The sequence below is a fragment of the Rhodococcoides trifolii genome, assembly GCF_014635345.1.
Classification (GTDB): domain Bacteria; phylum Actinomycetota; class Actinomycetes; order Mycobacteriales; family Mycobacteriaceae; genus Rhodococcoides; species Rhodococcoides trifolii.
Window position 1 is genome coordinate 478755 of sequence record NZ_BMCU01000001.1, and the last position, 24397, is coordinate 503151.

The 24397-nt window shown below is 65.1% G+C and carries 22 protein-coding genes; 12 read left to right on the forward strand and 10 right to left on the reverse strand.

Annotation, left to right across the window (positions count from 1 at the left end; translation table 11 throughout):
- The first annotated feature begins 28 nt into the window (after window positions 1-28).
- From IEW02_RS02215 to IEW02_RS02230, 4 genes are all read left to right on the forward strand, one after another.
- Complete coding sequence (locus IEW02_RS02215) at window positions 29-892, forward strand: MIP/aquaporin family protein (protein WP_188543063.1); 864 nt, start codon at window positions 29-31, stop codon at window positions 890-892.
- On the forward strand, window positions 892-2403 hold the full coding sequence (gene glpK, locus IEW02_RS02220) for a glycerol kinase GlpK (protein ID WP_188543064.1): 1512 nt from the start codon (window positions 892-894) through the stop codon (window positions 2401-2403). The genes IEW02_RS02215 and glpK overlap by 1 nt, the downstream gene beginning before the upstream one ends.
- Window positions 2400-4109 (forward strand): glycerol-3-phosphate dehydrogenase/oxidase, encoded by a 1710-nt coding sequence (locus tag IEW02_RS02225; RefSeq protein WP_188543065.1) that lies wholly within the window; start codon window positions 2400-2402, stop codon window positions 4107-4109. Before glpK ends, IEW02_RS02225 begins: the two co-directional genes overlap by 4 nt.
- A gap of 143 nt (window positions 4110-4252) precedes the next feature.
- Window positions 4253-4954, forward strand: a complete 702-nt coding sequence (locus IEW02_RS02230) for a type 1 glutamine amidotransferase domain-containing protein (protein ID WP_188543066.1) — start codon at window positions 4253-4255, stop codon at window positions 4952-4954.
- Window positions 4955-4961: 7 nt separating this feature from the next.
- On the opposite strand, the gene IEW02_RS02235 is transcribed toward IEW02_RS02230, so the two are convergent.
- The 6 genes from IEW02_RS02235 to IEW02_RS02260 all read right to left on the reverse strand — a co-directional run bounded on the left by IEW02_RS02235 (window position 4962) and on the right by IEW02_RS02260 (window position 12444).
- On the reverse strand, window positions 4962-6200 hold the full coding sequence (locus tag IEW02_RS02235) for an APC family permease (protein WP_188543067.1): 1239 nt from the start codon (window positions 6198-6200) through the stop codon (window positions 4962-4964).
- A complete protein-coding gene (locus IEW02_RS02240; protein WP_188543068.1) occupies window positions 6200-7045 on the reverse strand; it encodes a 3-hydroxybutyryl-CoA dehydrogenase in 846 nt (281 codons plus the stop codon). Before IEW02_RS02240 ends, IEW02_RS02235 begins: the two co-directional genes overlap by 1 nt.
- Before the next feature lie 30 nt (window positions 7046-7075).
- On the reverse strand, window positions 7076-8668 hold the full coding sequence (locus IEW02_RS02245) for an AMP-binding protein (protein WP_188543069.1): 1593 nt from the start codon (window positions 8666-8668) through the stop codon (window positions 7076-7078).
- 94 nt (window positions 8669-8762) lie between these two features.
- The gene (locus tag IEW02_RS02250; protein WP_188543070.1) at window positions 8763-10598 is read right to left on the reverse strand and encodes an acyl-CoA dehydrogenase; all 1836 of its coding nucleotides are present in this window, start codon (window positions 10596-10598) and stop codon (window positions 8763-8765) included.
- Window positions 10599-10717: 119 nt separating this feature from the next.
- Entirely contained in the window at window positions 10718-11356 is a 639-nt protein-coding gene (locus tag IEW02_RS02255) for a class I SAM-dependent methyltransferase (RefSeq protein WP_188543071.1), read from the reverse strand.
- Window positions 11356-12444 (reverse strand): CaiB/BaiF CoA transferase family protein, encoded by a 1089-nt coding sequence (locus tag IEW02_RS02260; protein ID WP_188543072.1) that lies wholly within the window; start codon window positions 12442-12444, stop codon window positions 11356-11358. Before IEW02_RS02260 ends, IEW02_RS02255 begins: the two co-directional genes overlap by 1 nt.
- A 66-nt stretch (window positions 12445-12510) precedes the next feature.
- On the opposite strand from IEW02_RS02260, the gene purT reads away from it, so the two are divergent.
- Window positions 12511-13698, forward strand: a complete 1188-nt coding sequence (purT, locus tag IEW02_RS02265; RefSeq protein WP_188543073.1) for a formate-dependent phosphoribosylglycinamide formyltransferase — start codon at window positions 12511-12513, stop codon at window positions 13696-13698.
- Between the two features lie 106 nt (window positions 13699-13804).
- Here purT and murQ read toward each other — a convergent pair whose 3' ends face one another.
- Together murQ and IEW02_RS02275 are read right to left on the reverse strand one after the other, a co-directional pair.
- On the reverse strand, window positions 13805-14716 hold the full coding sequence (murQ, locus tag IEW02_RS02270; protein WP_188543950.1) for an N-acetylmuramic acid 6-phosphate etherase: 912 nt from the start codon (window positions 14714-14716) through the stop codon (window positions 13805-13807).
- Window positions 14717-14730: 14 nt separating this feature from the next.
- Window positions 14731-15585, reverse strand: coding sequence for a MurR/RpiR family transcriptional regulator (locus tag IEW02_RS02275; protein WP_188543074.1), 855 nt, complete (start codon window positions 15583-15585; stop codon window positions 14731-14733).
- Window positions 15586-15681: 96 nt separating this feature from the next.
- On the opposite strand from IEW02_RS02275, the gene IEW02_RS02280 reads away from it, so the two are divergent.
- From IEW02_RS02280 to IEW02_RS02305, 6 genes are all read left to right on the forward strand, one after another.
- Entirely contained in the window at window positions 15682-16611 is a 930-nt protein-coding gene (locus IEW02_RS02280) for an N-acetylglucosamine kinase (RefSeq protein ID WP_188543075.1), read from the forward strand.
- Complete coding sequence (locus tag IEW02_RS02285) at window positions 16608-17780, forward strand: anhydro-N-acetylmuramic acid kinase (protein WP_229745734.1); 1173 nt, start codon at window positions 16608-16610, stop codon at window positions 17778-17780. The genes IEW02_RS02280 and IEW02_RS02285 overlap by 4 nt, the downstream gene beginning before the upstream one ends.
- A 2-nt stretch (window positions 17781-17782) precedes the next feature.
- Window positions 17783-19324, forward strand: a complete 1542-nt coding sequence (locus IEW02_RS02290) for a sodium:solute symporter (RefSeq protein ID WP_188543076.1) — start codon at window positions 17783-17785, stop codon at window positions 19322-19324.
- A gap of 18 nt (window positions 19325-19342) precedes the next feature.
- On the forward strand, window positions 19343-19825 hold the full coding sequence (locus IEW02_RS02295) for a DUF456 domain-containing protein (protein ID WP_188543077.1): 483 nt from the start codon (window positions 19343-19345) through the stop codon (window positions 19823-19825).
- A 140-nt stretch (window positions 19826-19965) separates the two neighbouring features.
- A complete protein-coding gene (locus tag IEW02_RS02300) occupies window positions 19966-20361 on the forward strand; it encodes a hypothetical protein (protein ID WP_188543078.1) in 396 nt (131 codons plus the stop codon).
- A gap of 139 nt (window positions 20362-20500) precedes the next feature.
- Window positions 20501-21268 carry a hypothetical protein gene (locus IEW02_RS02305; RefSeq protein WP_188543079.1) on the forward strand — a complete coding sequence of 256 codons (768 nt, stop codon included), beginning with the start codon at window positions 20501-20503 and terminating at the stop codon, window positions 21266-21268.
- 3 nt (window positions 21269-21271) lie between these two features.
- On the opposite strand, the gene IEW02_RS02310 is transcribed toward IEW02_RS02305, so the two are convergent.
- Window positions 21272-22006, reverse strand: coding sequence for an amidohydrolase family protein (locus IEW02_RS02310; protein WP_188543952.1), 735 nt, complete (start codon window positions 22004-22006; stop codon window positions 21272-21274).
- Between the two features lie 67 nt (window positions 22007-22073).
- Between IEW02_RS02310 and IEW02_RS02315 the strand changes: the two genes are divergently transcribed.
- The gene (locus IEW02_RS02315) at window positions 22074-22958 is read left to right on the forward strand and encodes an SMP-30/gluconolactonase/LRE family protein (RefSeq protein WP_188543080.1); all 885 of its coding nucleotides are present in this window, start codon (window positions 22074-22076) and stop codon (window positions 22956-22958) included.
- Here IEW02_RS02315 and IEW02_RS02320 read toward each other — a convergent pair.
- The gene (locus IEW02_RS02320; RefSeq protein ID WP_188543081.1) at window positions 22955-24334 is read right to left on the reverse strand and encodes an FAD-dependent oxidoreductase; all 1380 of its coding nucleotides are present in this window, start codon (window positions 24332-24334) and stop codon (window positions 22955-22957) included. The two genes, IEW02_RS02315 and IEW02_RS02320, sit on opposite strands and share 4 nt — an antisense overlap.
- Window positions 24335-24397: the final 63 nt, after the last annotated feature.

A 24397-nucleotide genomic window follows, 5' to 3' on the forward strand; every position in this document is an offset into this window, starting at 1 on the left:
ATCACATGCTGAGGGAAGAGGAAAGACTATGGCGACGAAGGTCGCGAAATGGGGTCTGCCCGCCGAGATGGCAGCAGAGTTCGCGGGAACGTTGATCTTGATTCTGTTCGGAGCGGGCGTTGTCGCTCAGGTCGTGTCGGGCGGCGAGGCCGGCAGCCTCGGCGGACACGATTCGATCGCGTGGGCCTGGGGACTCGGCGTCATGTTCGGCGTCTACGTGGCCGGTCGCGCCACCGGCGCCCACTTGAATCCGGCGGTCACGTTCTCGCTCGCGTTGTTCCGCGGGTTCTCGTGGTCGAAGGTCGCGCCGTACGTGGTCGCGCAGTTCGTCGGCGCGTTCGTCGCCGCCCTCATCGTGCGCTGGAACTACAACGACATGATCAACGCCATCGACCCCGGCCACACCACCGCGACCCAGACCATCTTCTCGACGCTGCCCGGCAACGGCACTCTGCCCGTCAGCCTCCAGTCGGCGCTGATCGACCAGATCATCGGCACGGCGATCCTCCTTTTCCTGATCGTGGCCGTCACCGACACGCGCAACAGTCCTCCGCTGGCCAACATGGCCCCGCTGATCATCGGCCTCATCGTCGTCGCCATCGGTTTCGCGTGGGGCACCAATGCCGGGTACGCCATCAACCCGGCTCGTGATCTCGGACCTCGCCTCGCGTCGTACATCACGGGATACGGTGGGGCATGGCGCGATCAGTACGGCAGCCTCTACTTCTGGGTTCCCATCGTCGGACCGTTGATCGGCGGCCCCATCGGCGTGCTGTTGTACGACAATCTGGTGGGCCGATTCCTGCCATCTGAAGACGAATCCGACGAAGACCAAGAGCCGGGCCGACTTCCGGCCGAGAAGACCACAGCTACCGACAAGGGGACACACTGATGACCGAGACTCGTTACGTCGCAGCGATCGACCAGGGCACCACGTCGTCGCGGTGCATGATCTTCGACCACAAGGGCACCGTGGTGGCCGTCGACCAGAAGGAACATCAGCAGATCTTCCCGCAGGCCGGGTGGGTCGAGCACGACGCCGTCGAGATCTGGGAGAACGTCCGCAGCGTCACCGCAGCTGCCCTCGCCAAGGCCGACCTGCGGCCGAGCGACATCGCCGCTGTCGGCATCACCAACCAGCGCGAGACCGCATTGGTATGGGAGCGCGCGACGGGTAAGCCCGTCTACAACGCCATCGTGTGGCAGGACACCCGCACCGACCGCATCGTCACCAAGCTCGGCGGCGGCGACGCCAACAAGTACACCGCCACAACAGGATTGCCGTTGGCGACGTACTTCTCGGGGCCCAAGGTCAAGTGGATTCTGGACAACGTGGACGGCGCGCAGGCCAAGGCCGACGCGGGCGAGCTGTGCTTCGGAAACATGGACACCTGGGTGCTGTGGAACATGACCGGCGGCGTCGACGGCGGTCTGCACTACACCGACCCGACCAACGCATCGCGCACACTGCTCATGGACCTCGACACCCTGAGCTGGGACGAGAGCATCTGCGCCGACATGGGCATCCCGACGTCGATGCTCCCGGAGATTCGTAGCTCCTCCGAGGTCTACGGCAACGTGCGCGAGCGGGGTGCCCTCAGCGGCGTTCCCATCGCCGGCATCCTCGGCGATCAGCAGGCAGCGACGTTCGGTCAGGCGTGTCTGTCTCCGGGTGAGGCGAAGAACACATACGGCACAGGCAATTTCGTGTTGCTGAACACCGGCACCGAGAAAGTCATGAGCAAGAACGGTCTCCTGACCACGGTCTGCTACAAGATCGGTGACCAGCCGACGGTCTACGCCCTCGAGGGGTCCATCGCCGTCACCGGTTCGTTGGTCCAGTGGCTGCGTGACAACCTCGGAATGATCTCCACCGCAGCCGATATCGAGACCGACGCCAAGACCGTCGACGACAACGGCGGCGCCTACTTCGTGCCGGCGTTCTCCGGCCTCTTCGCTCCGCACTGGCGTAGTGACGCCCGCGGTGCCATCGTCGGACTGACCCGATTCGTCAACAAGGGTCACCTGGCACGCGCCGTACTCGAGGCCACGGCCTATCAGACGCGCGAGGTGATCGAGGCAATGAACGCCGATTCGGGCGTCGACCTCGAAGTGCTCAAGGTCGACGGAGGTATGGTGGTGAACGAGCTGCTCATGCAGTTCCAGTCCGACATCTTGAACGTCGACGTAGTCAGGCCCGTCGTTGCCGAAACCACGGCACTCGGCGCCGCGTACGCCGCGGGGCTTGCCGTCGGCTTCTGGGCGAGCGAAGACGACATTCGCGAGAACTGGGCCGAAGACAAGACGTGGACTCCGTCCATGGACGAGGGCCAGCGCGAGAAGCTCTACGCCGGCTGGAAGAAAGCCGTCACACGAACACTCGATTGGGTCGATGCCGAATGAATTCCACCACAACAGCTCTCAGTCCCGAAGCCCGTAGCGAAGCACTCCGCCGCCTTGCGTCCGAGGAGATGGACGTTCTCGTCATCGGTGGTGGCGTCGTCGGCACCGGCGCTGCCCTCGACGCGGTCACCCGCGGACTCAAGACCGGTCTGGTCGAAGCACGGGACTACGCCGCCGGAACGTCGAGCCGCTCCAGCAAGCTCTTCCACGGCGGCCTGCGCTACCTCGAGCAGTTCAACTTCGCGCTGGTGTTCGAGGCGCTCAAGGAGCGGTCGCTGGTCTTGAACGACCTGTGCCCACACCTCGCGCGCCCGGTTCCGTTCATCTACCCGCTGGAGAAGCTGATCGACCGCCCGTACGTGGGGCTGGGTATCGGCGTCTACGACGTGATGGGCGCCGGCCGGGGTGTCCCGTCGCACCACAAGCACCTGGGTAAGAAGAAGACGCTCGAGTCGTTCCCGTCGGGCAAGCGGTCCGCCATTCGTGGTGCCGTGCGCTTCTACGAGGGCCAGGTCGACGACGCCCGCCACACCATGATGATCGCCCGCACGGCGGCGTCCTACGGGGCGTTGTGCGCCAACAGCGTTCGCGTGACGGGCTTCCTTCGGGAAGAGGATCGTGTGGTCGGTGTCGTCGCGACGGATCTCGAGTCCGGTGATTCCTTCGAGATCCGCGCCAAGCAGGTCATCAACGCAGCGGGTGTCTGGACCGACGAAATTCAGCAGATGGTCGGTGGGCGGGGGCAGTTTCAGGTCCGCGCGTCCAAGGGCGTGCACCTGGTGATCCCGCGCAATCGCATCAACTCCTCCACCGGCATCATCACGCGCACCGAGAAGTCACTGCTGTTCGTGATTCCGTGGGGAAGCCACTGGATCATCGGCACCACCGACACCGACTGGAAGCTCGACCTGGCGCATCCCGCGGCCAGCAAGAGCGATATCGACTACATCCTGTCGCACGTCAACAAGCTGTTGCAGGATCCGTTGGACCACAAGGACGTCGTCGGTGTCTACGCCGGGCTTCGTCCGCTGTTGTACGGCGAATCCGACTCGACGAGCACGCTGTCGCGTGAGCACGCGGTGTCCTCACCGGTCCGTGGGCTGACCGTCATCGCCGGTGGCAAATACACGACGTACCGTGTGATGGCCAAGGACGCAGTCGATTCCGCGGTGCACAACCTGGACCGCCGAGTCCCGGAATGTGTGACCGAGAAGATTCCGCTCGTCGGGGCCGACGGGTACTACGGGGCGTGGAACGCGCGTCAGCTCGCCGCCGAGCGTGCGGGCATCCGCGTCGGACGCATGGAACATCTGCTGGGCCGGTACGGAACGCTGACCGGTGAGGTTCTCGGTCTGATCGACGCGGATCCGTCACTGGGACAGCCGTTGTCGAGTGCGCCGGACTATCTCAAGGCCGAAGCCGTGTACGCGGCGAGCCACGAGGGCGCGCAGCATCTCGACGACATCCTGACCCGTCGTATCCGAGTGTCGATCGAGCTTGCCGACCGCGGCGAAGCCGCTGCTGCCGAAGTGGCTGCGCTGGTTGCTCCAGTGCTCGGTTGGTCGGACGAACACATCGCCGACGAAGTCGAGCACTACCGCAAGCGCGTTGCGGCCGAACGTGATTCGCAGTCGCAGCCCGACGACGAGACCGCCGACGCCGCCCGGCTCGGTGCGCCGGACGTGCGGGTGGGTGTCGGCGGATAGGCCCTGTTCCGTTCCCGAGAGCCTTCTGTGAGGGTGCGAGCCCTGCAGGGCTCTCGGGAACGTGAACGGCTCTCATATACGTTGACGATTCGACGGCCCCGCTCGTGGGTACCCGTCGACTCGTCTACGAGAGGACATGATTGATGACGAACCTGCTGTTCGCGGTAACCGGCGCCGACCACTGGACGCTGAAGGACGGGTCGAAGCACCCCACCGGATTCTGGGCCGAAGAATTGGTCGAATCGCACCGCACGTTCACCGACGCGGGCTGGAATGTCACCGTTGCCACACCCGGCGGCGTCAAGCCGACGGTCGACCAGGGTTCCCTGGCGGTCGATGCCAACGGTGGTGACCAGGCCAAGGTCGACGATCAGAAGGCGTACCTCGAGAAGATCGATTCGATTCTGTCGAGCCCGCAGAAGCTGGAGGACCAGAAGGCGTCGGACTTCGACGTCGTCTTCGTCCCCGGTGGACACGGCCCGATGGAAGACCTCGCAGTGTCGAAGGAATTCGGCGCGCTCGTCGTCGACTTCCTCGACAGCGACAAGGTCGTCTCTGCGGTCTGTCACGCTCCGGCGGCGTTGCTGCCGGCGACGCGTACGGATGGCTCGTGGGCGTTCTCCGGTTACGACGTCACCGGGTTCACCAACGAGGAAGAGACGCAGGCAGGACTCGCCGACAAGGCGCCGTGGCTCCTCGAGACGCGTCTGCGCGACGGGGGCGGTTCGTTCTCCTCGGGTGAGGCGTGGGGGCCGCACATCGTCGTCGACCGCACGGTCTACACCGGGCAGAACCCGGCGTCGACGAAGCCCTTGGCCGAGCGTCTGGTTGCCGACCTCGGCTGAGTCCCCTTCACCGAGCTCCGAGGTCGGGCCGCGGACGGGCCCCTCGGGCGAAGTAGGCAATAGCGCCGACCGCCAGGACCGCGAGCCCGGCCAGCACGGACGACACGGGCAGGTACACCGCCAGCATCACGCACCCGAGCGCACCGACCGCCGGCACCACGCGATTGCGTACGCGTCCGGACAGTGTCCACGCCGACGCGTTCGCGACCAGGTAGTAGGTCAACACCGCGAAGGACGAGAAGCCGATCGCCTGACGTACGTCGACGGTCGCCGCGACAACGGCGACGACGATCCCGATCGCCAGCTCCGCATGGTGCGGTCCGCCGAACCGGGCGTGCACAGAAGAGAGCGTGCGCGGCAGATGCCCGTCCCTGGCCATGGCGAACGTCGTGCGCGAGACCCCCAGCAGCAGCGACAACAACGACCCGACAGCAGCCACCACCGCTCCGACACGCACGACCGACTCGGCCCAGCCGAATCCTGCCGACCGTACGGCCAGGGCGAGCGGATCCGTCGCCGCGGCGAGGACGTCGATGCCCAGGACATGAACGACGGCCGCCGTGACCGCGGCGTAGACGACGAACGTGATGGCCAGGGCAGTCGGAATCGCGCGCGGAATGGTGCGCTCGGGGTCGCGCACCTCCTCGCCGAGTGTGGCGATACGCGCATACCCGGCGAACGCGAAGAACAGCAACCCGGCGCCCTGCACGACCCCGCTGACACCGTACGACTGGGCCGACGAGGAGGGCGCGCTGGTACCTATCACGCTCAGCACGACCACCACGGCGAGCACCGCGAGGACGATCGCGAGGATGATGCGGGCGAACACGGCCGACTTCTGCACCCCCACGTAGTCGACGGCCGTCACCAGCAGAACCGCCGCCACGGCAACGAGATTCGCGTGCTGAGGCCAGGCGTAGCTTCCGACGGTCAGCGCCATCGCAGCACACGAAGCCGTCTTGCCGACGACGAAACCCCACCCGGCCAGGTAGCCCCAGAACGGGCCCAGGCGTTCACGTCCGTAGACGTACGTACCGCCGGAGGACGGGTACAGCGCTGCGAGGCGAGCCGACGAGTCGGCGTTGCAGTAGGCGATCACGGCCGCGACAGCGAGCGCGGCGAACACATAGCTGCCCGCCGCGGCTGCCGCAGGCCCGAGGGCGACGAAGATGCCGGAGGCGACCATCGCGCCCAGCCCGATGACGACCGAGTCGAGAACCCCCAACCGCCTCTGCAGCGCAGGCATCAGTAGGTGTAGAAGCCTCGCCCGGTCTTGCGGCCCAGGTAGCCCGCATCGACCATGCGCTGCAACAAGACCGGCGGGGCGTACTGCTGCTCGCGGAACTCCGCGTACAGCGATTCGGCGACGGCCAGGGTGACGTCGAGGCCGACCGTGTCCGTCAGACGCAGCGGTCCCATCGGGTGGGCGCAGCCACTGACCATGCCCTCGTCGATGTCCTCGGCGCTGGCGAAGCCGGATTCGAACATGCGGATTGCCGAGCACAGGTAGGGGATCAGCAGCGCGTTGACGATGAAGCCTGCCTGGTCCTTGGACTGGATCGTCTTCTTGCCCAACGTGTCCCGAGCGAACGACGTGACCTTGTCGACAACGGTGGGATCCGTCTTGAGCGAGACGACGATCTCGACGAGCGGCAACACGGGCACCGGGTTGAAGAAGTGCACGCCCACCACTCGCTGCGGGTTCTTCGTCGCGTTCGCGAGCTTGATGACGGGGATCGACGACGTGTTCGTTGCGAGAATGGTGTCCGGTCCGACGATCGCGTCGAGTTTGGAGAAGAAATCGACCTTCAACTCGAGAATTTCCGGCGCGGCTTCGATCACGAGCTCGCGATCGGCGAAGTCCTCGATGGTGGTGGTCACGGTGATGCGCCCGATGGCGTCGGCGGACGCGTCCTTGTCGAGCCGACCCGACTTCACAGCGCGGGCAAGCGATTTCTCGATGCGCGCCACTGCTGCGTCGGCTGCTTCCTCGTCCCGTTCGAGGACCAGCACGGTCGACCTTGCCCGGGCAGCGACCTCCGCGATACCTGCGCCCATGGTTCCGCCGCCGATGACTCCGAGCTTGTTCAACCGTGCTCCTTCGTAGTGGGTGAAGTGATTTTAGCCCTGGATGCGGGACTCACTCGCAGACCACTCGGCGTCGCGCAGTTCCTTCTTGCGGATCTTCCCCGTCGACGTCTTCGGCAGCTCCACGATGAATTCGACCGCACCGGGCGCCTTGTACGACGCAATCTTCGACTTCACGTGAGCGACCAGGTCGTCACCGGTGACGTCCGATCCGGCCACCAGCACCACGAAGGCCTTGGGGCGCTCGCCCCATTTCTCGTCCGGCACACCGACAACGGCGACGTCCGCGACCGCGGGGTGGCTGGCCAGTGCCTGCTCGACCTCGATCGTCGAAATGTTCTCGCCGCCGGAGATGACGACGTCCTTGGCGCGGTCGAGGAGTTGAACGTATCCGTCGGGGTGCATCACGCCGAGGTCGCCCGAGTGGAACCACCCGCCGGCGAAAGCTGTTGTGGTGCCGTCCACGTCGTCGTAGTACCCCTTCATGACGTTGTTTCCGCGCATGACGATCTCACCCATCTCGACACCGTCGGGGGCGACGTCGACGAGGGGTAGTTCGTCCTGGCGGACGACGCGGAGATGGTCGGCGGTGAGGAAGCCGACGCCCTGACGTGCCAGTCGGGTGGCCTGCTCGTCGGGGTCGAGATCGTTCCATGCGGCTTTGGCCTCGCACACCGAGTAGGGGCCGTACGTCTCGGTGAGGCCGTAGACGTGCACGAGAGTGGCACCGAGAGAACGGATCTTGCCGATGACCGTCGGGCTGGGGGGAGCGCCGGCGGTGGCGATGGTGAGCGGTCGATCCAGCGTGTGCGCTTCGGACGCCGTCGCCAAGGTGGTGAGTACCGTCGGCGCACCGCACAGATGGTCGACGCCGAGCGTGTCGATCAACTCCCACATGACGTCACCTCGAACGGCGCGCAGACACACTTGGGTGCCCGATGCGGCGGTCACGGCCCAGGTGGTGCACCACCCATTGCAGTGGAACATCGGCAGCGACCACAGGTACTTCGTGTCGACACCGAAACCCTGGTGGTGCAGTTCACCCAACGAGTTCAGGTAGGCGCCGCGGTGGGTGTACATCACTCCCTTGGGCCTCCCCGTGGTGCCGGACGTGTAATTGATGGTGATCGTGGCGGTCTCGTCGTCGACTTCCCAGGGGATCACCTCGTCGGATCCGCGGCTCAGAACGTCCGCGAACGGTACGGCTGCGCCAGTGAATTCTCCTGCCACACTCGGTGTTTCGACGATCTCGCGAACGGTCGCGAAGGGCACGTCGGGAAGGAGGGCGGCGTCGCCGATCAGCATCACGGCGCCGGAGTGATCGCAGATGTACTGCACTTCTTCCGCGGACAGGCGGGTGTTGATGGCCACCAGTACGCCCTTCGCCAGGGGAACGGCGTAGTGCGCGGCCAAGAGTTCGGCGGAGTTGGCGGCAATGAACGCGACACGGTCACCCACATCGATACCCGACGCGTGCAGCGCGCGGGCGAACCGCGTGACCAACGCAGCGAACTCGGTGTACGTGAAGGTCCGCTCGCCGTCGACGACGGCGACCTTGTCCGGGTACACCTCCGCGGCGCGGCCGAGGAAGCGAAGAGGAGTCAGCGGTGTGTCGAGGCCTGCCATGGCCCGAGTCTAGGCACCGCCGAACGACGCGAGCCGCACCTTCGAGAAGAAGGTGCGGCTCGAGGGTCGATCTGAGGGTCGGAGGGTCGGAGGGTCAGAAGGCGGCTTCGTCGAGCTCCATGATGTCGTTCTCGATGTTGGACAGGATGTTCCGCGTAGCCGTCAGCTTGGGCAGCTGGTTCTTCGCGAAGAACGACGCCACGGCAATCTTGCCCTCGTAGAAGGACTTGTCCTTGCCCGTGTCACCGGCGTCGAGCGCGGCGATGGCAACCTCGGACTGGCGCAGAAGCAGCCAGCCGATCATCAGCTCTCCGACGCTCATGAGCAGACGCACGGAACCGAGGCCGATCTTGTACAGCTCGGACGGCTGTTCCTGTGCGCCCATGAGGTGCTGAGTGAGCGTGGCGACCATGCCCTGCACATCCTCGAGAGCAGTGGCGAGAAGTGCGCGCTCGGTCTTGAGCCGACCGTTGCCCGCTTCGCTGTCGATGAACGACTTGATCTGGCCTGCGATGTGCGCGAGTGCCACCCCGCGGTCACGGGCGATCTTGCGGAAGAAGAAGTCCTGGGCCTGGATGGCCGTGGTGCCCTCGTACAGCGAGTCGATCTTGGCGTCACGGATGTACTGCTCGATCGGGTAGTCCTGCAGGTAACCCGACCCGCCGAGGGTCTGCAGGCTTTGCGCGAGCTGCTCGTACGCGTTCTCGCTGCCGCATCCCTTGACGATGGGGAGAAGCAGGTCGTTCACGCGGAACGCGGTGTCCTTGTCGGCTCCCGACACCTGCATCGCGGTCTGCTCGTTCTGGTGCGAGGCGGTGAAGAGGTAGATGGCGCGCATGCCCTCGGCGTACGCCTTCTGCGTCATGAGGCTGCGACGGACATCGGGGTGGTGCGTGATGGTGACGCGGGGCGCGGCCTTGTTCGTGTTGTTCACCAGGTCGGCGCCCTGGACGCGCTGCTTCGCATAGTCGAGTGCGGTGAGGTAGCCGGTGGACAGGGTGGAGATGGCCTTGGTGCCGACCATCATGCGAGCGTGCTCGATGACGTCGAACATCTGGGCGATGCCGTTGTGGACGTCGCCGACCAACCAGCCCTTGGCGGGCACCCCGTGCCCACCGAGGGTGAGCTCGCAGGTCGCGGAGACTTTGAGGCCCATCTTGTGCTCGACGTTGGTGACGAAGACGCCGTTACGCTCACCCAGTTCGCCGGTCTCGGAATCGAAGTGGAACTTCGGTACGAAGAACAACGAGAGGCCCTTGGTGCCCGGCTTGCCGCCCTCGGGGCGTGCCAAGACGAGGTGGAAGATGTTCTCGAACAGATCGTCGGAGTCGGCCGAGGTGATGAAGCGCTTCACGCCCTCGATGTGCCACGTTCCGTCGGACTGCTCGATGGCCTTGGTGCGGCCTGCGCCGACGTCCGATCCGGCGTCGGGCTCGGTGAGCACCATCGTGGCGCCCCAGCCGCGCTCGGAAGCCATTGCGGCCCACTTCTTCTGCTGCTCGTTGCCGTTGTCGGCGAGGATCTGCGCGAAGCTCGGGCCCGCGGCGTAGAAGAAGGCGGCGGGGTTGGATCCGAGAATCATCTCGGCGATGGACCAGAGCAGCATGCGGGGGACCGGGATACCGCCGAGTTCTTCGCTGACGCCGAGGTGGTCCCAGCCGGCTTCCTGGTAGGCGCGGTACGCCTTCTTGAACGATTCCGGGAGCGTCACCGTATGCGTTTCGGGGTCGAATGTGGGGGGATTGCGGTCGGCGTCCGCGAACGACTCGGCAAGCGGGCCTTCGGTCAGGCGACGAACCTCGGTCAGCATGTCTTTCGCGGTGTCGACGTCCAGGTCACCGAACTGACCGGACTCGAGCGTCTTGCCCAGGCCGAACAACTCGAACAGGTTGAATTCGATGTCTCGCAGATTGCTCTTGTAATGGCCCATGGTGATGCGTTCTCCGTCTCAGATGGTGCGGTCTCTTGTGTTCCGAGTACCGCCGCTACGGTCGAAACCGACGTCGGTCCAGCCGACCAAAAGCTACTGGCCGGTAACATAGGGCTATATTACGCCGGAATGGTCGCGCTGCCAACATCTGTTTTACGTGCGAACACCACTGCATCCAGGGCGGATCCTTCTGCAAGGTCACGGCGCCGCGTCTCGGCCGTTCGAACGTCCAGTCGTCCGTCGATGTCGTTCACGAGATCGGCTGGCGTGTAGAGGATTTGGGGATCCTGCGGACCGCCGACGCCATCGGTGAGGTTGGCCGAATCGTGCCCGCAAATCACGAGGATTCCCTCAGGTTTCAACGCCGAAATTGCCGTGTCGACGACCTGTTTCCGTGCCCCGGGTTGCAGGTGAAGGTAAAGAACCAGCACCAAGTCATAGTTCGGCTCGACTATGAGCTCGGTCACGTCTTTGCGTACCCACCTCAGCCGGCTCTGAATGGCGTTCGTGGCCGTCCGCGCCACCGCTACACCCTTGCGCAGCCCCTCTGCACTGAAGTCGACGGCGTCGACGGTCCACCCACGCGTCGCAAGCCACAGAGCGTTGCGTCCCTCACCGCACGCGAGGTCGAGTGCTCGGCCCGGCGGGAGTGACGTGGTGAACTCCACGACGAACTGGTTGGGCGGCGATCCCCACTTCAGTTCCTGCCCAGCGTATTTGGTATCCCACACAGTTGCATCCCAGTCGGCGGCGTCCATCAGCGCCAGAGTGTCTCGGGATCCGCCGCGGTGCGCGGCGGCGACGACGGAACATCGGCGGCGGTACGGGAGAACCGCGGCGCCGGTGCGTGCTGGGTAACGCCGTCGATGTCCACCAACGACTCTCGCGCCGCGAGATGCGCGTGCCGAGGAGCTTCACCGAAAGTCAGCACCGGCGACACGCACGCATCGGTGCCGTCGAAGATCGCTGCCCACTCGTCGCGAGTCTTCGATGCGAAGGTCTCGGTGAACGTCGTTCGCAGACTGTCCCATCGAGCTACGTCGTTCTGATCCGGCAGCGAGGCGGGATCGAGTTCGAGACCCTTCAGCAGAAGCGCGTAGAACTGGGGCTCGATGGCGCCGACGGCTACATACTTGCCGTCGGACGTCTCGTAGGTGTCGTAGTACGGCGCACCGGTGTCCAGCATGTTCGTCCCGCGCTCGTCCGACCACAGGCCCTGCCCGCGGAAACCCCAGATCATGTGCGAGAGAGCGACGGTCCCGTCGACCATCGCTGCGTCGACCACCTGTCCCTCTCCCGACGTCTGACGCTCGACGAGGGCGGCGAGAATACCGAACACGAGGAACATCGAGCCACCTCCGAAGTCGCCGACCATGTTCATCGGCGGGACCGGGCGCTCACCTTTGCGGCCGATGGCATGGAGCACGCCGGTGACCGAGATGTAGTTGATGTCGTGACCTGCGACGGACGACCACGGCCCGTCCTGGCCCCACCCGGTCATGCGGCCGTAGACGAGCTTCGGGTTCCGAGCGTGGACGTCGTCCGGGCCCAGTCCCATCCGCTCGGTGACCCCCGGCCGGAAGCCTTCGATCAGCACATCGGCGCGGTCGATGAGCCCGAGCACCTTCTCCAGGTCGGCGGGGTCCTTCAAATTGGCTTCGACGACGGTCTTGCCGCGCTGTTGCTGATCTGCGGGCGCGCCCTCGGGTGGGACGCCGCCGGGGCGTTGCACCCGCACCACGTCTGCCCCGAGGTCGGCCAGCAGCAGCGATGCATGGGGGGCCGGCCCGAGGCCGGCGAGCTCGACGACGCGGATACCGGCAAGAGGACCGTGTGAACTCGACATGGATCACAACCCTACTGACGCCGGCGTCAGCAGTGAATGACCGAAACGGGCAGGTCCCGTGACACGATGATCGACGTGAGAATCGGAACTCCGCTCAGTCCCAGTGCGACCAAGGTGATGCTGCTCGGGTCGGGTGAGCTGGGCAAGGAAGTGATCATCGCGTTCCAGCGCCTCGGCGTCGAGGTGATCGCCGTCGACCGGTACGACAACGCTCCCGGGCACCAGGTTGCCCACCGCGCGTTCACGATCGACATGAGCGATCCGACGGCGCTTCTCGCCCTCATCGAGGCCGAGCGGCCGGACTTCGTCGTCCCCGAGATCGAAGCCATCGCCACGGACGCGCTGGGAACGGTCGAAGAACGTGGACTCGCCACTGTCATTCCGAACGCGCGAGCCACGCAGTTGACCATGAACCGCGAGGGAATTCGGCGCCTGGCTGCGGAAGAGCTAGGTCTGCCGACATCGCCGTACGCCTTTGCCGATTCGCTCTCGGACGTACAGGAGGCGTTGTCGCGCATCGGTTTTCCCGCAGTGATCAAACCGGTCATGTCGTCGTCGGGCAAGGGTCAGTCCGTCGTTCGGTCGGACGACGACGTATCGAGCGCGTGGGACTACGCCCTGTCCGGTTCGCGCGTGGACTTCGGCCGCGTCATCGTCGAAGGGTTTGTCGACTTCGATTACGAGATAACGTTGTTGACCGTCCGCGGTGCGGAGGGGACGTACTTCTGCGAACCGATCGGGCATCTGCAGCAGTCCGGTGACTACGTCGAATCGTGGCAACCGCAACCGATGTCGCCCACCGCCTTGGACGGCGCCCGTGACGTCGCTCGGAAGGTGACCGATGCGCTGGGCGGACGCGGCATCTTCGGCGTCGAGCTGTTCGTGAAGGGGGACGAGGTGTACTTCTCCGAGGTGAGCCCCCGCCCGCACGACACCGGGCTGGTGACGCTTCGCACGCAACGACTGTCGGAGTTCGAACTGCACGCTCGCGCCATCCTGAGCCTGCCGATCGACACGACTTTGCTGTTTCCGGGCGCGTCCGCGGTGATCTACGGCGGGGTGGACGCCGCCGGGATCGTGTTCGACGGTGTCGAGAAGGCATTGGAAGTGCCGGAGACGGATGTGAGGCTGTTCGGCAAGCCGGAGAGTTTCCTGAAACGGCGTATGGGCGTGGCGGTCTCGACCGGGCCGTCGGTCGAGGTTGCGCGGGAGCGGGCGCGGCAGGCGGCGGGGTCGGTGCGGCCCGTGGGCTGAAGGGCGCTATCGGTTGAAGGGCGCTATCGGTTGAAGGGCGCTATCGGTTGAAGGGCGCTATCGGTTGAAGGGCGCTGTCGGCTGAAGGATGCTGTCGGCTGATGGACTAGGACTCGGCGCGCGACAACAACTCCAACGCCTTCCGCACTGCCCCGCCCGCCCTCTCGAGGGCGTCGGCGGCGCGGGAGGCGGGAACCCCGGCGAGCAGCGAGACCACTGCCACTTTGGTGCTTCCGCTCGCGTCGGCAAGTGCGGCGCGGGCTTCGGCTGCCTCGACACCCGTCGCCTCCGCCACTATTCGCTCCGCTCGGTCCACAAGCTTTTCGTTGGTGGGCCGCACGTCGATCATGAGGTTCTCGTAGACCCGCCCGGTGCGTACCATCGCGGCGGTCGAGATCATGTTGCACACCAGCTTCTGCGCGGTGCCGGCCTTGAGTCTGGTCGAACCCGTCAACACCTCGGGGCCCGTCGCAACTTCGATGGCGACATCTGCTTCGGCGCTGATCGGCGATCCCACATTGCACGCGATGGAAACCGTTGCTGCACCAAGCGTTCGGGCCGTGCGCAGCCCGGTGATCACGTACGGCGTTCGTCCGCTGGCGGCGATACCGACGACGGTGTCGAGCGGTCCGACCGAGGCCAGGGAAACGTCGTCACGGGCGCGTTGTTCGTCGTCCTCCGCACCTTCGATCGCCTCGGTCAAAGCGGTCTGCCCGCCGGCGATGATTGCAATGACACGGGAGGGGTCGGTGTCGAAGGTCGGCGGGCACTCGGCTGCATCCAGCGTCCCGATGCGACCGCTCGTGCCGGCGCCCAGGTAGACCAATCTGCCTCCGCCCGACAGCGATCGGGCAACAAGTTCCACTGCGTCGGCAATGTCGGGGAGTACGCGCTCGACCTGTTCCGGAACCGTCCGGTCGGCCGCGTTCATCATCTGCAGCACTTCCAGCACTGATACCGTGTCGAGGTCCCGAGTGGCCGGATTCCTCGTCTCGGTGCCGAGTTCGCCGAGTCGCATGTCTTCCTTCTCTGTCATCGTCGTCGCGGCTGAACCGCACGGTAGGTGTCGGCAAGTTTCACCGAAGCGTCGTCGAATCGGCTTTGGACGACACCGATGAAGAGGGCATCGATCACCGCCAACTGGGCGATTCGGCTTGCGGTGGCTCCGGAGCGAAACGTGGTCTCGCGTGCGGCGGTCGTCAGTAGAATGTCGGCGTCGTCAGCGATCGGTGAACCGGAAAAGTTGGTCAGGGCAATCGTGGTCGCACCACGGCTTCTGGCGGCGGTCAACGGGTCGATCGTGTCGAGAGTTGCTCCGGAGTGCGAAATTCCGATCGCGACATCCCGTGCGTCGAGGAGCGCGGCACCGGTCAGTGCGGCGTGGATGTCGGACCAGACGAACGAGACGAGTCCGATTCGGTGCAACTTCTGCTGCAGGTCCGCCGCGACGAATCCGCTGGCTCCGCTGCCGATCACGTCGATTCGACGAGCGCCTGCTATGGCGTCGACCGCACGCTGGAGTGCCTCGATGTCGAGCCCAGCTCGCGTGTCTTCCAATGCGAGGGTCTCGCTGTGGACGATTTTGTCCACCACTTTCGACAGCGTGTCCGACACGTCGATGTCACCCTCGCCGGGACCACCCCACACCGCTTCTCGCGCGGCAGCAGCGGCAAGAGCCAATCGCAGTTGTGGATAGCTGGTCAGGCCGAGAGTGCGGCAGAAGCGCATCACGGTCGTTTCCGACGTCGTCGCACGGGTCGCGAGCATGGTGATCGACAGTTCGGACGACGCGCTCGGGTCGGCCAGGACTGCGTCCGCCACGCGGCGTTCCGCCGGTTGCAGACCCGGTAACGCGTCGCGCACGCGGACCAAGATATCTCCACTCACCGTTGGAGCTTAACCCGCGAGGTTGGAAAGCAACATGAGAATCTATTTAGCGGATAGTTATTGACATCCGCGGCTGGAGGTTCGCATACTCGACCGATGGCCACAGTCCTCGCCGTCGATCTCGGAAAGACCAGCTGCCGCATGGCAGCGTGGTCCACGGATCTGACGGCACCCCTGGCCGAATCCACCGGGCACGGTGCACCGGGTCTGGCCGAAGCGGGCGGAGTGACGGCCGCGGAGGCGTCGATCGTGCGGACGTTCGGTGATTTCTCCGCAGTGCCGCCGCCGACCATGGTGGGTGTCGGGGTGCCGGGGGTCTCCGCTGCACCGACCGCCGCGAGGGAGCTTGCCGATCGTCTGCGGAATGTGTGGCCGAATGCGGAGATAGTGGTCGCGGGCGACGCAGCGACCTCGCATGCCGGTGCGCTGGCCGGCGGTCCAGGGGTAGTGCTCGCAGTCGGCACCGGCATGGCGGTTGTCGCAGTGTCACAGGGCGGCGATGTCTTTCACGTGGACGGCTGGGGCCCGTGGCTCGGCGACGATGGCAGCGGCGCCTGGATCGGCCGCGCTGGATTGCACGCTGCTCTTGCCTCGTACGACGGGCGCGGCCCGGCAACGGCATTGTCGGAGGCGGCGCGTGAAGCCTTCGGTCCACTCGACCGACTCCCATCGGCGATCGGCGGCGACGACCATCCGGTTCGCGCAATGGCGACCTTCGCTCCCGTCGTAGCCGATCACGCGGGATCCGGCGACGAAGTAGCAGGCACGATCATCGATTCTGCTGCGACGATGTTGGCCTCAGCTGTTCTCACCGGAGTGCGCAAGCTCGGCACCGGCCGCGTCGACGTGGCACTGACCGGAGGATTGCTGAAGCTGGGGGACCGTTTGACGAAACCCCTGGTCGAACACCTCCGACTCGAGGTCGACCTCGTTCCTGCACAGGGGAATTCGCTCGACGGCGCTCGCCTGCTCGCCGAGCGATCGGACACCCTGCACGAGGCTGCTCTGATCAGGGTGGCACCGTGATCGTCGTCGGGGTCATGTCGGGAACCTCGATGGATGGACTCGACGTCGCGGTCGGCGATTTCACCCTCGACGGAACAGATGTCATCGTCGATCCCCTGTTCGACACCGGCATCCCGTGGCCGGAACCGCTCCGCGCCCGGCTGCTTTCCGTTCTTCCCCCCGCTCGGACCACCGTCGACGAGATGTGCGCGCTCGATACCGAGATCGGGCAGTCAACCGCGCGAGCAGTCGCGGATGTTCTCGCTGACAACGGGGTGAAGGCCGATCTCGTTGCGTCACATGGTCAGACGGTCTTTCACTGGGTGGACGGCGTCAGGGCCCTCGGTACATTGCAGCTCGGACAACCTGCGTGGATCGTCGAGGCAACCGGACTCCCGGTCGTATCCGACATCCGGGCCCGTGACATCGCCGCAGGTGGGCAGGGCGCGCCATTGGCCTCCACACTCGATGCGCTCTGGCTCGCGGGTGACTCGCGACGTGCGGCACTCAATCTCGGGGGAATCGCGAACGTGACCGTGGTCGGAGCGCCCGGCGAACCTGTCGTTGCCTTCGATACCGGACCCGCCAACTGCTTGCTCGACGTCGCTGCCGAGAGAATTCTCGGCTGCGGTTTCGACGAAGACGGGCGCATCGCTGCCACCGGCACGGTCCGTGACGACGTCCTCGAATTGCTGCTTGCGGAACCGTATTACGGTCTGGACGCGCCGAAGTCGACGGGGCGTGAGCTGTTCGACCGTTCGTACGTGGCCGACAGACTTGTCGGCGTGGGAGTCGACGGACCGGATCTACTGGCCACTCTCACCGAGCTCACGGCGGTGACCGTGGCCGACGCTGTGCGCCGGCTCGACGTCACCGAGGTGGTGGTGTCCGGTGGTGGTGTACGCAACTCGACCCTGATGTCCGCGCTGCGCCGCCGGCTTGCACCCACTGCGGTGGTCACCAGCGCTGAGCGTGGTCTGCCGCCGCTCAGCAAAGAGGCGTATCTCGTTGCGCTGCTCGGCTTTCTGACGTGGAATCAGATTCCCGGGGTGGTTCCCGGAGCGACCGGCTCGCCGCAGCCGCGCGTGCTGGGCCGCATCAGTCCGGGCGACGCACCGATGCGACTTCCGGAACCGTCCGAGCCACCGCGTCGACTCGTCGTTCGCAGAAAACCCCTGAGGAGAACCTGACCATGCGTGAACTCGATCTTGTTGTCGTGGTGGTGTATCTGATCGCCATCGCGGTGATCGGTCTCAAGCTCTCCGGCAAGCAGAAGACGTCGACAGATTACTTCGTCGGGGACCGCAGCCTCCCCTGGTGGACTGTGTGCTTCTCGGTGGTCGCCACCGAGACCAGCGTGCTCACGGTGATCAGCGTTCCCGGTGGCGCTTACACCACACAGGGTTTCGGCAACGTCGAGTTGGCGATCGGCTACATCATCGGCCGCGTGATCGTCGCGACGGTGCTCATTCCGCTGTACAAGAGAGGCGGATTCGTCAGCGCATACCAATACTTGGCCGCACGTTTCGGTATCAAGCTGCAGGGCTTGGCGTCGGTGACATTCGTCTTCACTCGGTTGTTGGCAGAAGGGGTTCGACTCTTTGCCTCCGCAATTCCGATCAAGCTGCTTCTCGACGAGTTGGGTATCGGCGTCGGTTACACCACCATCATCGTCGTGTTGACCATCATCACCGTCGTATATACCTACCTCGGCGGTATCAAGGCCGTGATTTGGACGGACGCCATCCAAATGGTGCTCTACGTCGGCGGTGCGCTCATCGCAATCGCTGTGCTGTTCGGCCACGTCGGCACATCGGGGGTGTCCGATGCGTTCGAGGCGGGCAAGTTCAAGCTTTTCGACACGAACTTCGACCTGGCACATATCGCGACGAGTGCATTCGCCCTTCCCACCGCGATCATCGGCGGCGCCATCTTCGCGATGGCGAGCCACGGCTCGGATCAGCTTATCGTTCAACGCATCCTGTCGACGAAGACTCTGCGCGACGGGCAGAAGGCGATGATCGGATCAGGCATCTTCGTGGCCATCCAGTTCGCGGCCTTCTCGTTGGTCGGAGCACTTCTGTGGTCCTACAACGACGGCAAGACGTTCAAGGAACTGGGCCTGTCCAGCTCGGACAATCTATACCCCAACTTCATTCTGCACGGACTTCCCGTCGTCGTCTCGGGTCTGCTCGTCGCCGGAATCCTGGGTGCAGCAATGGGTTCGCTGTCGTCTGCTTTGAACTCGATGTCCAATTCCACCGTGTCCGACATCATCCATTCCTTCTCCTCGAAGACGCCGGACGACGCGACGATGTTGCGTCTTGCAAGAATCATGACGCTTGTCTGGGCTGTCCTGATGGCCGTCTTCGCAAGCGCCTTCTCCACGAGTACGGGCAACGTGTACTTGACCGGGCTGGCCATCGCCGGATACACCTACGGAGCACTGCTCGGCGCATTCCTGTTGGGACGGCTGGTCCGACGAGCCAATCAAACCGACGCGCTCATCGCGTTCGTGGTCACCATCGTCGTGATGACGTACATCGTTCGGTTCGTCAAAATCGACATCACCACGGCGGGCGTCACTACAGCGACGTCCGTCGCTCCGCAGTGGCTCGTGCCGATCGGGGTGGTGATCACCCTGCTTACGGGCGTGATCACCAGTCGATTCCATGCGCAGCCGAAGGTCGAGGCGCTCCCCGATGCAGACGACCCCGTAGCCCTCACGAAGTGATCCCGGCACACTGTCCCCATGAGCGGACCCGGTGAACTTCTCGTAGGACTCGTCGTGCTGATCGGACTGATCGGCATCGTGGTCCCGATCCTGCCCGGCACCATCCTGATCTTCGCCGCGATCGGGGTGTGGGCGTTCATCACCGGTACCGCGACCGGATGGACCGTATTCGGCATCGCAACAGCGCTTCTCGTGATCTCGGGCGTCGTCAAGTACACCTGGCCGGGGCGCAAGCTGAAGGACGCAGGCGTTCCGACAAAGTCCATCGTCATCGGCGGGATCCTGGGCATCGTGGGGTTCTTCGTGATCCCGGTGCTCGGCCTGTTCCTCGGATTCCTTCTCGGCGTCTTCGTCGCCGAGCTTCCTCGGTTCGGCAACAGCCGTGATGCGTGGCGGTCCACCGTCCACGCGACGAAGGCCGTCGGACTGTCGATCCTTGTCGAATTGTTCGGCGCCCTGCTCGCGTCCGGAGTGTGGGTGGGGGCTGCGGTCCTGGTGTGACGCTGGGGCCACATTCTGTGGGCCTATTCCGCACTATCGCAGAGATGTTTTGGATCATGAACGCTGTGGCCCGCCTGTCAGGTAGAGCTTGACGGAAAACCGAGTCTGCGTCAGGATCAACCTGACACAGGAGGTTTGCAATGGACGTATTCGAGATCGACATCACCGACGCCACCCGCGCCGTGGTCGACGCAGGGGCGCTGGAGGCAGGGCGGCACGCAGACGAACTCGTCGGCACCGGACCGTTGCCCGGCACACCTGCCTGGGACGCGGAGCAGGGCACCGACATCCCGGCGCAGAGACAACTGGCGTGGCACTTGCTGAGTCTGCGTATACAACGTGCTGCAGGGCTCGACGGCATCGAAACCGTTGTCGTACTTCGGGTTCAGGGCGCAACCTGGTCGGCCATCGGCCGGGCGACCGGCATGACGCGTCAGTCCGCGCACGAGCGATGGGGTGCGCGTGCGGCAGCGGTACTCGACCCGATGGGAACCGGACAGCCGGAGATCGTGGCGCGAGACGAACCGACCCGCTGACTGGGTGTGGTGGACAGGTTTCCCATCGGACGAATCGGGCATCCGGGAGCGTTAACGTTCTTCGGCAACCTGTCGGAGGTCTCGACCCCCAGCGCCGATTGCTCGGCGCGCCTGACGCTTTCGAAAGAACTGGTCGACTATGGGCATCTTCAATCGCAAACGCGACGGCGACAACACTCAATCTGCAGACTTCCGCAATCAGCGGACAGACGAGCCGGTGGGCCGTGACGAGCCGTTGCGTCGTGACGAGACTGTGGGTCGTGACGACAGGCTGGGTCGTGACGACAGGCTGGGTCGTGACGACGCGCTGGGCCGGAACGAGCCCCTCAGCCCCAGGGAAGCCACGGCTCGGCAGAAGGAACAGTTCGGCGGCATCAAGTTCGGGTCCGCATTCTTCGGCTGGCTTACCGCCATCGGCTTCACCGTCTTACTCATCGGCGTGTTGACTGCGGCTGGTGCGGCCGTGGGCGTTTCGACCGGTACCTCGATCGACGAGGCGACCGATCAGGCCACTGCGAACTCCGACACTGCGTCGACCGTCGGACTGGTCGGCGGAATCGCCCTCCTGGTCGTGCTGTTGATCGCCTACTACTGCGGTGGTTACGTCGCAGGCCGAATGGCTCGGTTCAACGGTCTGCGGCAGGGATTCGCCGTGTGGCTGTGGACGATCCTGATCGCCGTCATCGTCGCGATCGTTGCCGTCGTCGCCGGTGACCAGTACGACATCCTCGGCCAGCTCGACGCGTTCCCCCGTATTCCGGTGGACGGCAACGTCGGCACCGCGGGCGCCATTGCTCTGGCCGCCGCTGCCGCGGTGAGTCTCGTCGGAGCGCTGCTCGGTGGCCTCGCGGGGATGCGGTTCCACCGCAAGGTCGACAAGGCCGCGTTCGAACCTGTCACCCGCTGACAACTACCGAACCCTGTACCACGCCTGCGCATTTCGATAGAGCACAGCCTGCAGGTCGCCGCCCACCGCTTCCGCCACGACGTCGAGGTCGGAGGGTTCGAATGGGCGGCGAGCCCGCGTGCTCGGCAGGTCGGTCGCGAACATCAATGCTTCCGGATTCACGCGGTGAATCTGTCGCATGGCGTCGAGAGGATCCAGTTCGAGCCTCCCGAATCCCGTCGCCTTGACGCGTACCCCTCTGTCTGCCAGTTCGAGCAGGTAGGGCAGGGCCTCGCGCGAGAGACCCAGGTAGTCGATGCTGACGGCGGGCAGCTTGGCCAGAACCGGATTGAGGGAGCGCAACAGGCTCGCCCCGACGTAGAACTCGCTGTGCCACCCGACCAGGTCGTGGGCACGTACTGCCTGCTCGGTCATGGGCCCGATCTCGAACGCGCCACGCCGGAGATTGAACCGAAGGCCGCGCACGCCGGCGGCGTCGAGGGCGACGATCTCCTCGTCGGTGGTGCCGTCGGGCAACTGCGTCACACCCACCCAGCTCGGGCCGAGCTCGCGCAGTGCCGCAGTGAGAAATGACTGTTCGGTCCCCTGGAACGACGCGCTGATCACAGCGCCTCCGGTGATTCCCAGACCGTCCACGGCCTTCTCGTAATCGGCGATGGTGAAGGGGTCGGGAACGAAACCGTTGTTCCCTACCAGCGGGAACCGCGGATCGATGATGTGGACGTGGGCGTCGAACACGACCTCAGAATGCCTCATGATTGGATGAGACACACGTCACATCCCGATCTTGTGAGGAGTTCTACCAATGGATGCATCGGTTTCTGTGATCCTCGAGGGCCGTAGCTACCTGGAGTGCCCGCGTTGGCATCCGGACGATAACGGCATCGGTCGGATCTGGGTGTCCGACTTCTACACACACGAGGTCATCTCCGCGCTCCCCGACGGAACCGACGTCAGGGTGGAGGCGGTGGTGGAGGGTCAGCCGTCCGGGCTCGGGTGGTTGCACGACGGTCGGCTACTCGTCGTGTCGATGACGGACAAGACGGTGCTGCGCCGCGAGATCACCGGCGAGCTGGTCGTGCACGCAGATCTGTCCGACTACGCGACCGGTCATGCCAACGACATGTACGTCGACCTCGAGGGCCGGGCGTACGTGGGCAACTTCGGGTTCGACCTGATGAACATGGCGCCCATCGAGACCGCAAGCCTGGTGCGCATCGACACCGACGGCAGCGTGCACGAAGTCGCGACCGACCTGCATTTCCCCAACGGCATGGCCCTCACGTCCAACGGTGAGCTGCTGGTCGACGAGACCATCGGCAATCGCGTCAGCGCCTTCACGATCGCGGAGGACGGATCGCTCGGCGAACGCCGCGACTGGGCCACCTTCGGCGCACTGCCCACGGGGACCGACATGGCCGAGGGGCTGAGTCAGGTCGTCGTTGCTGCCGACGGCTGTGCCCTCGCGCCCGACGGAACACTCTGGGCCGCCGACGCATTGGGGCAACGGGTCGTCCAAGTACGCGAGGGCGAGGGCCTGGTCGACGAAATCAAGTTCGACACCGGAGTCTTCGCCTGCGGTTTCGGCGGCGACGACGGACGCACGCTCTTTGTCTGTGCTGCACCCGATTTCAACGAGCACGCCCGCAAGGATGCGCGGGAGGGGAAGTTGCTGGCGGTGCGGATCTAGACCTTGTCCGGCTCCGACGCCGCCAGCATGTCCTCACGCTCGACGACCTTGACACGCTCGCGACCCTCGGGCTCGCCCAGCGAACGCTCGTGCGCGTCGAGGCGGTACCAGCCCTGCCACGTCGTGTACGGAACGTTCTTGTCTTCCAAGAACTTCACGACGGCGTCTTCGGACGGCTCGGTGGCGCCGGCGAACCCGGTGGAGTCGGCGAGGAGGTTGGCGACGGTTTCGTTGGCATCGCCCTTGGTGTGGCCGATGAGGCCGACGGGTCCACGCTTGATCCAGCCGGTGACGTAGGTGGCGTTCACCGACTCGCCGTCGAGGGTCTGCACGCGGCCGGCCTCGTTGGGGATGGTGCCGGCGAGCTCGTCGAACGGCAGGTCGGCGATGTTCTGGCTGAGGTAACCCACGGCGCGGTACACGGCCTGGACGTCCCAGTCGGTGTATTTACCGGTGCCCGTGACGTTTCCGGTGCCGTCGAGTTCGGTGCGCTCGGTGCGCAGCCCGACGACCTTGCCGTTCTCGCCGATCACCTCGTGCGGGGACTCGAAGAAGTGCAGGAACAGCTTGTGCGGACGCGTGCCGACGTCGCGAATTGCCCAGTCCTGCAGCGTGTTCGCGACCATGTCGACCTGCTTGGACTCGCGGCGGGACTTTTCGGAGCCTTCGTCGTAGTCGATGTCCTCGGGGGCGACGATGACCTCGATGGTCGGCGAGTGGTCGAGCTCGCGCAGCTCGAGCGGGGTGAACTTGGCCTGCGCCGGCCCGCGACGCCCGAACACGTGCACCTCGGTGGCCTTGTTCGCCTTCAGGCCCTCGTAGACGTTGGCCGGGATCTCCGTCGGCAGCAGTTCGTCGCCGGTCTTGGCGAGCACGCGTGCGACGTCGAGGGCGACGTTGCCGACGCCGAGCACGGCCACCTTCTCGGCCTCGAGGGGCCAGGTGCGGGGGACGTCGGGGTGACCGTCGTACCAGGAGACGAAGTCGGCAGCGCCGTACGATCCGTCGAGTTCGATGCCGGGGATCTTCAGGTCGCGGTCCGCGTTGGCGCCGGTGGAGAAGATGACGGCGTCGTAGAACCGTCGGAGCGTCTCGAGGTCGATGTCGGTGCCGTAGTCGATGTTGCCGAGCAGGCGTACCTGCGGCTTGTCGAGAACCTTGTGCAGGGCGGTGATGATGCCCTTGATCCGCGGGTGGTCGGGAGCGACGCCGTAGCGGATGAGGCCGAAGGGAGCCGGCATGCGCTCGAACAGGTCGATGCTGACACCCGGCCCCGAAACGTTGTGATCGGACTTCATCAGGGCGTCGGCGGCATAGATGCCGGCCGGGCCTGCGCCCACGATGGCGACACGAAGAGGACGGGTCTGCTCGGTCATCAGCTGCGCTCTACCTAACATCGGGGACGTCATGGACACACCAGCATAAATTAAGCCCGACCT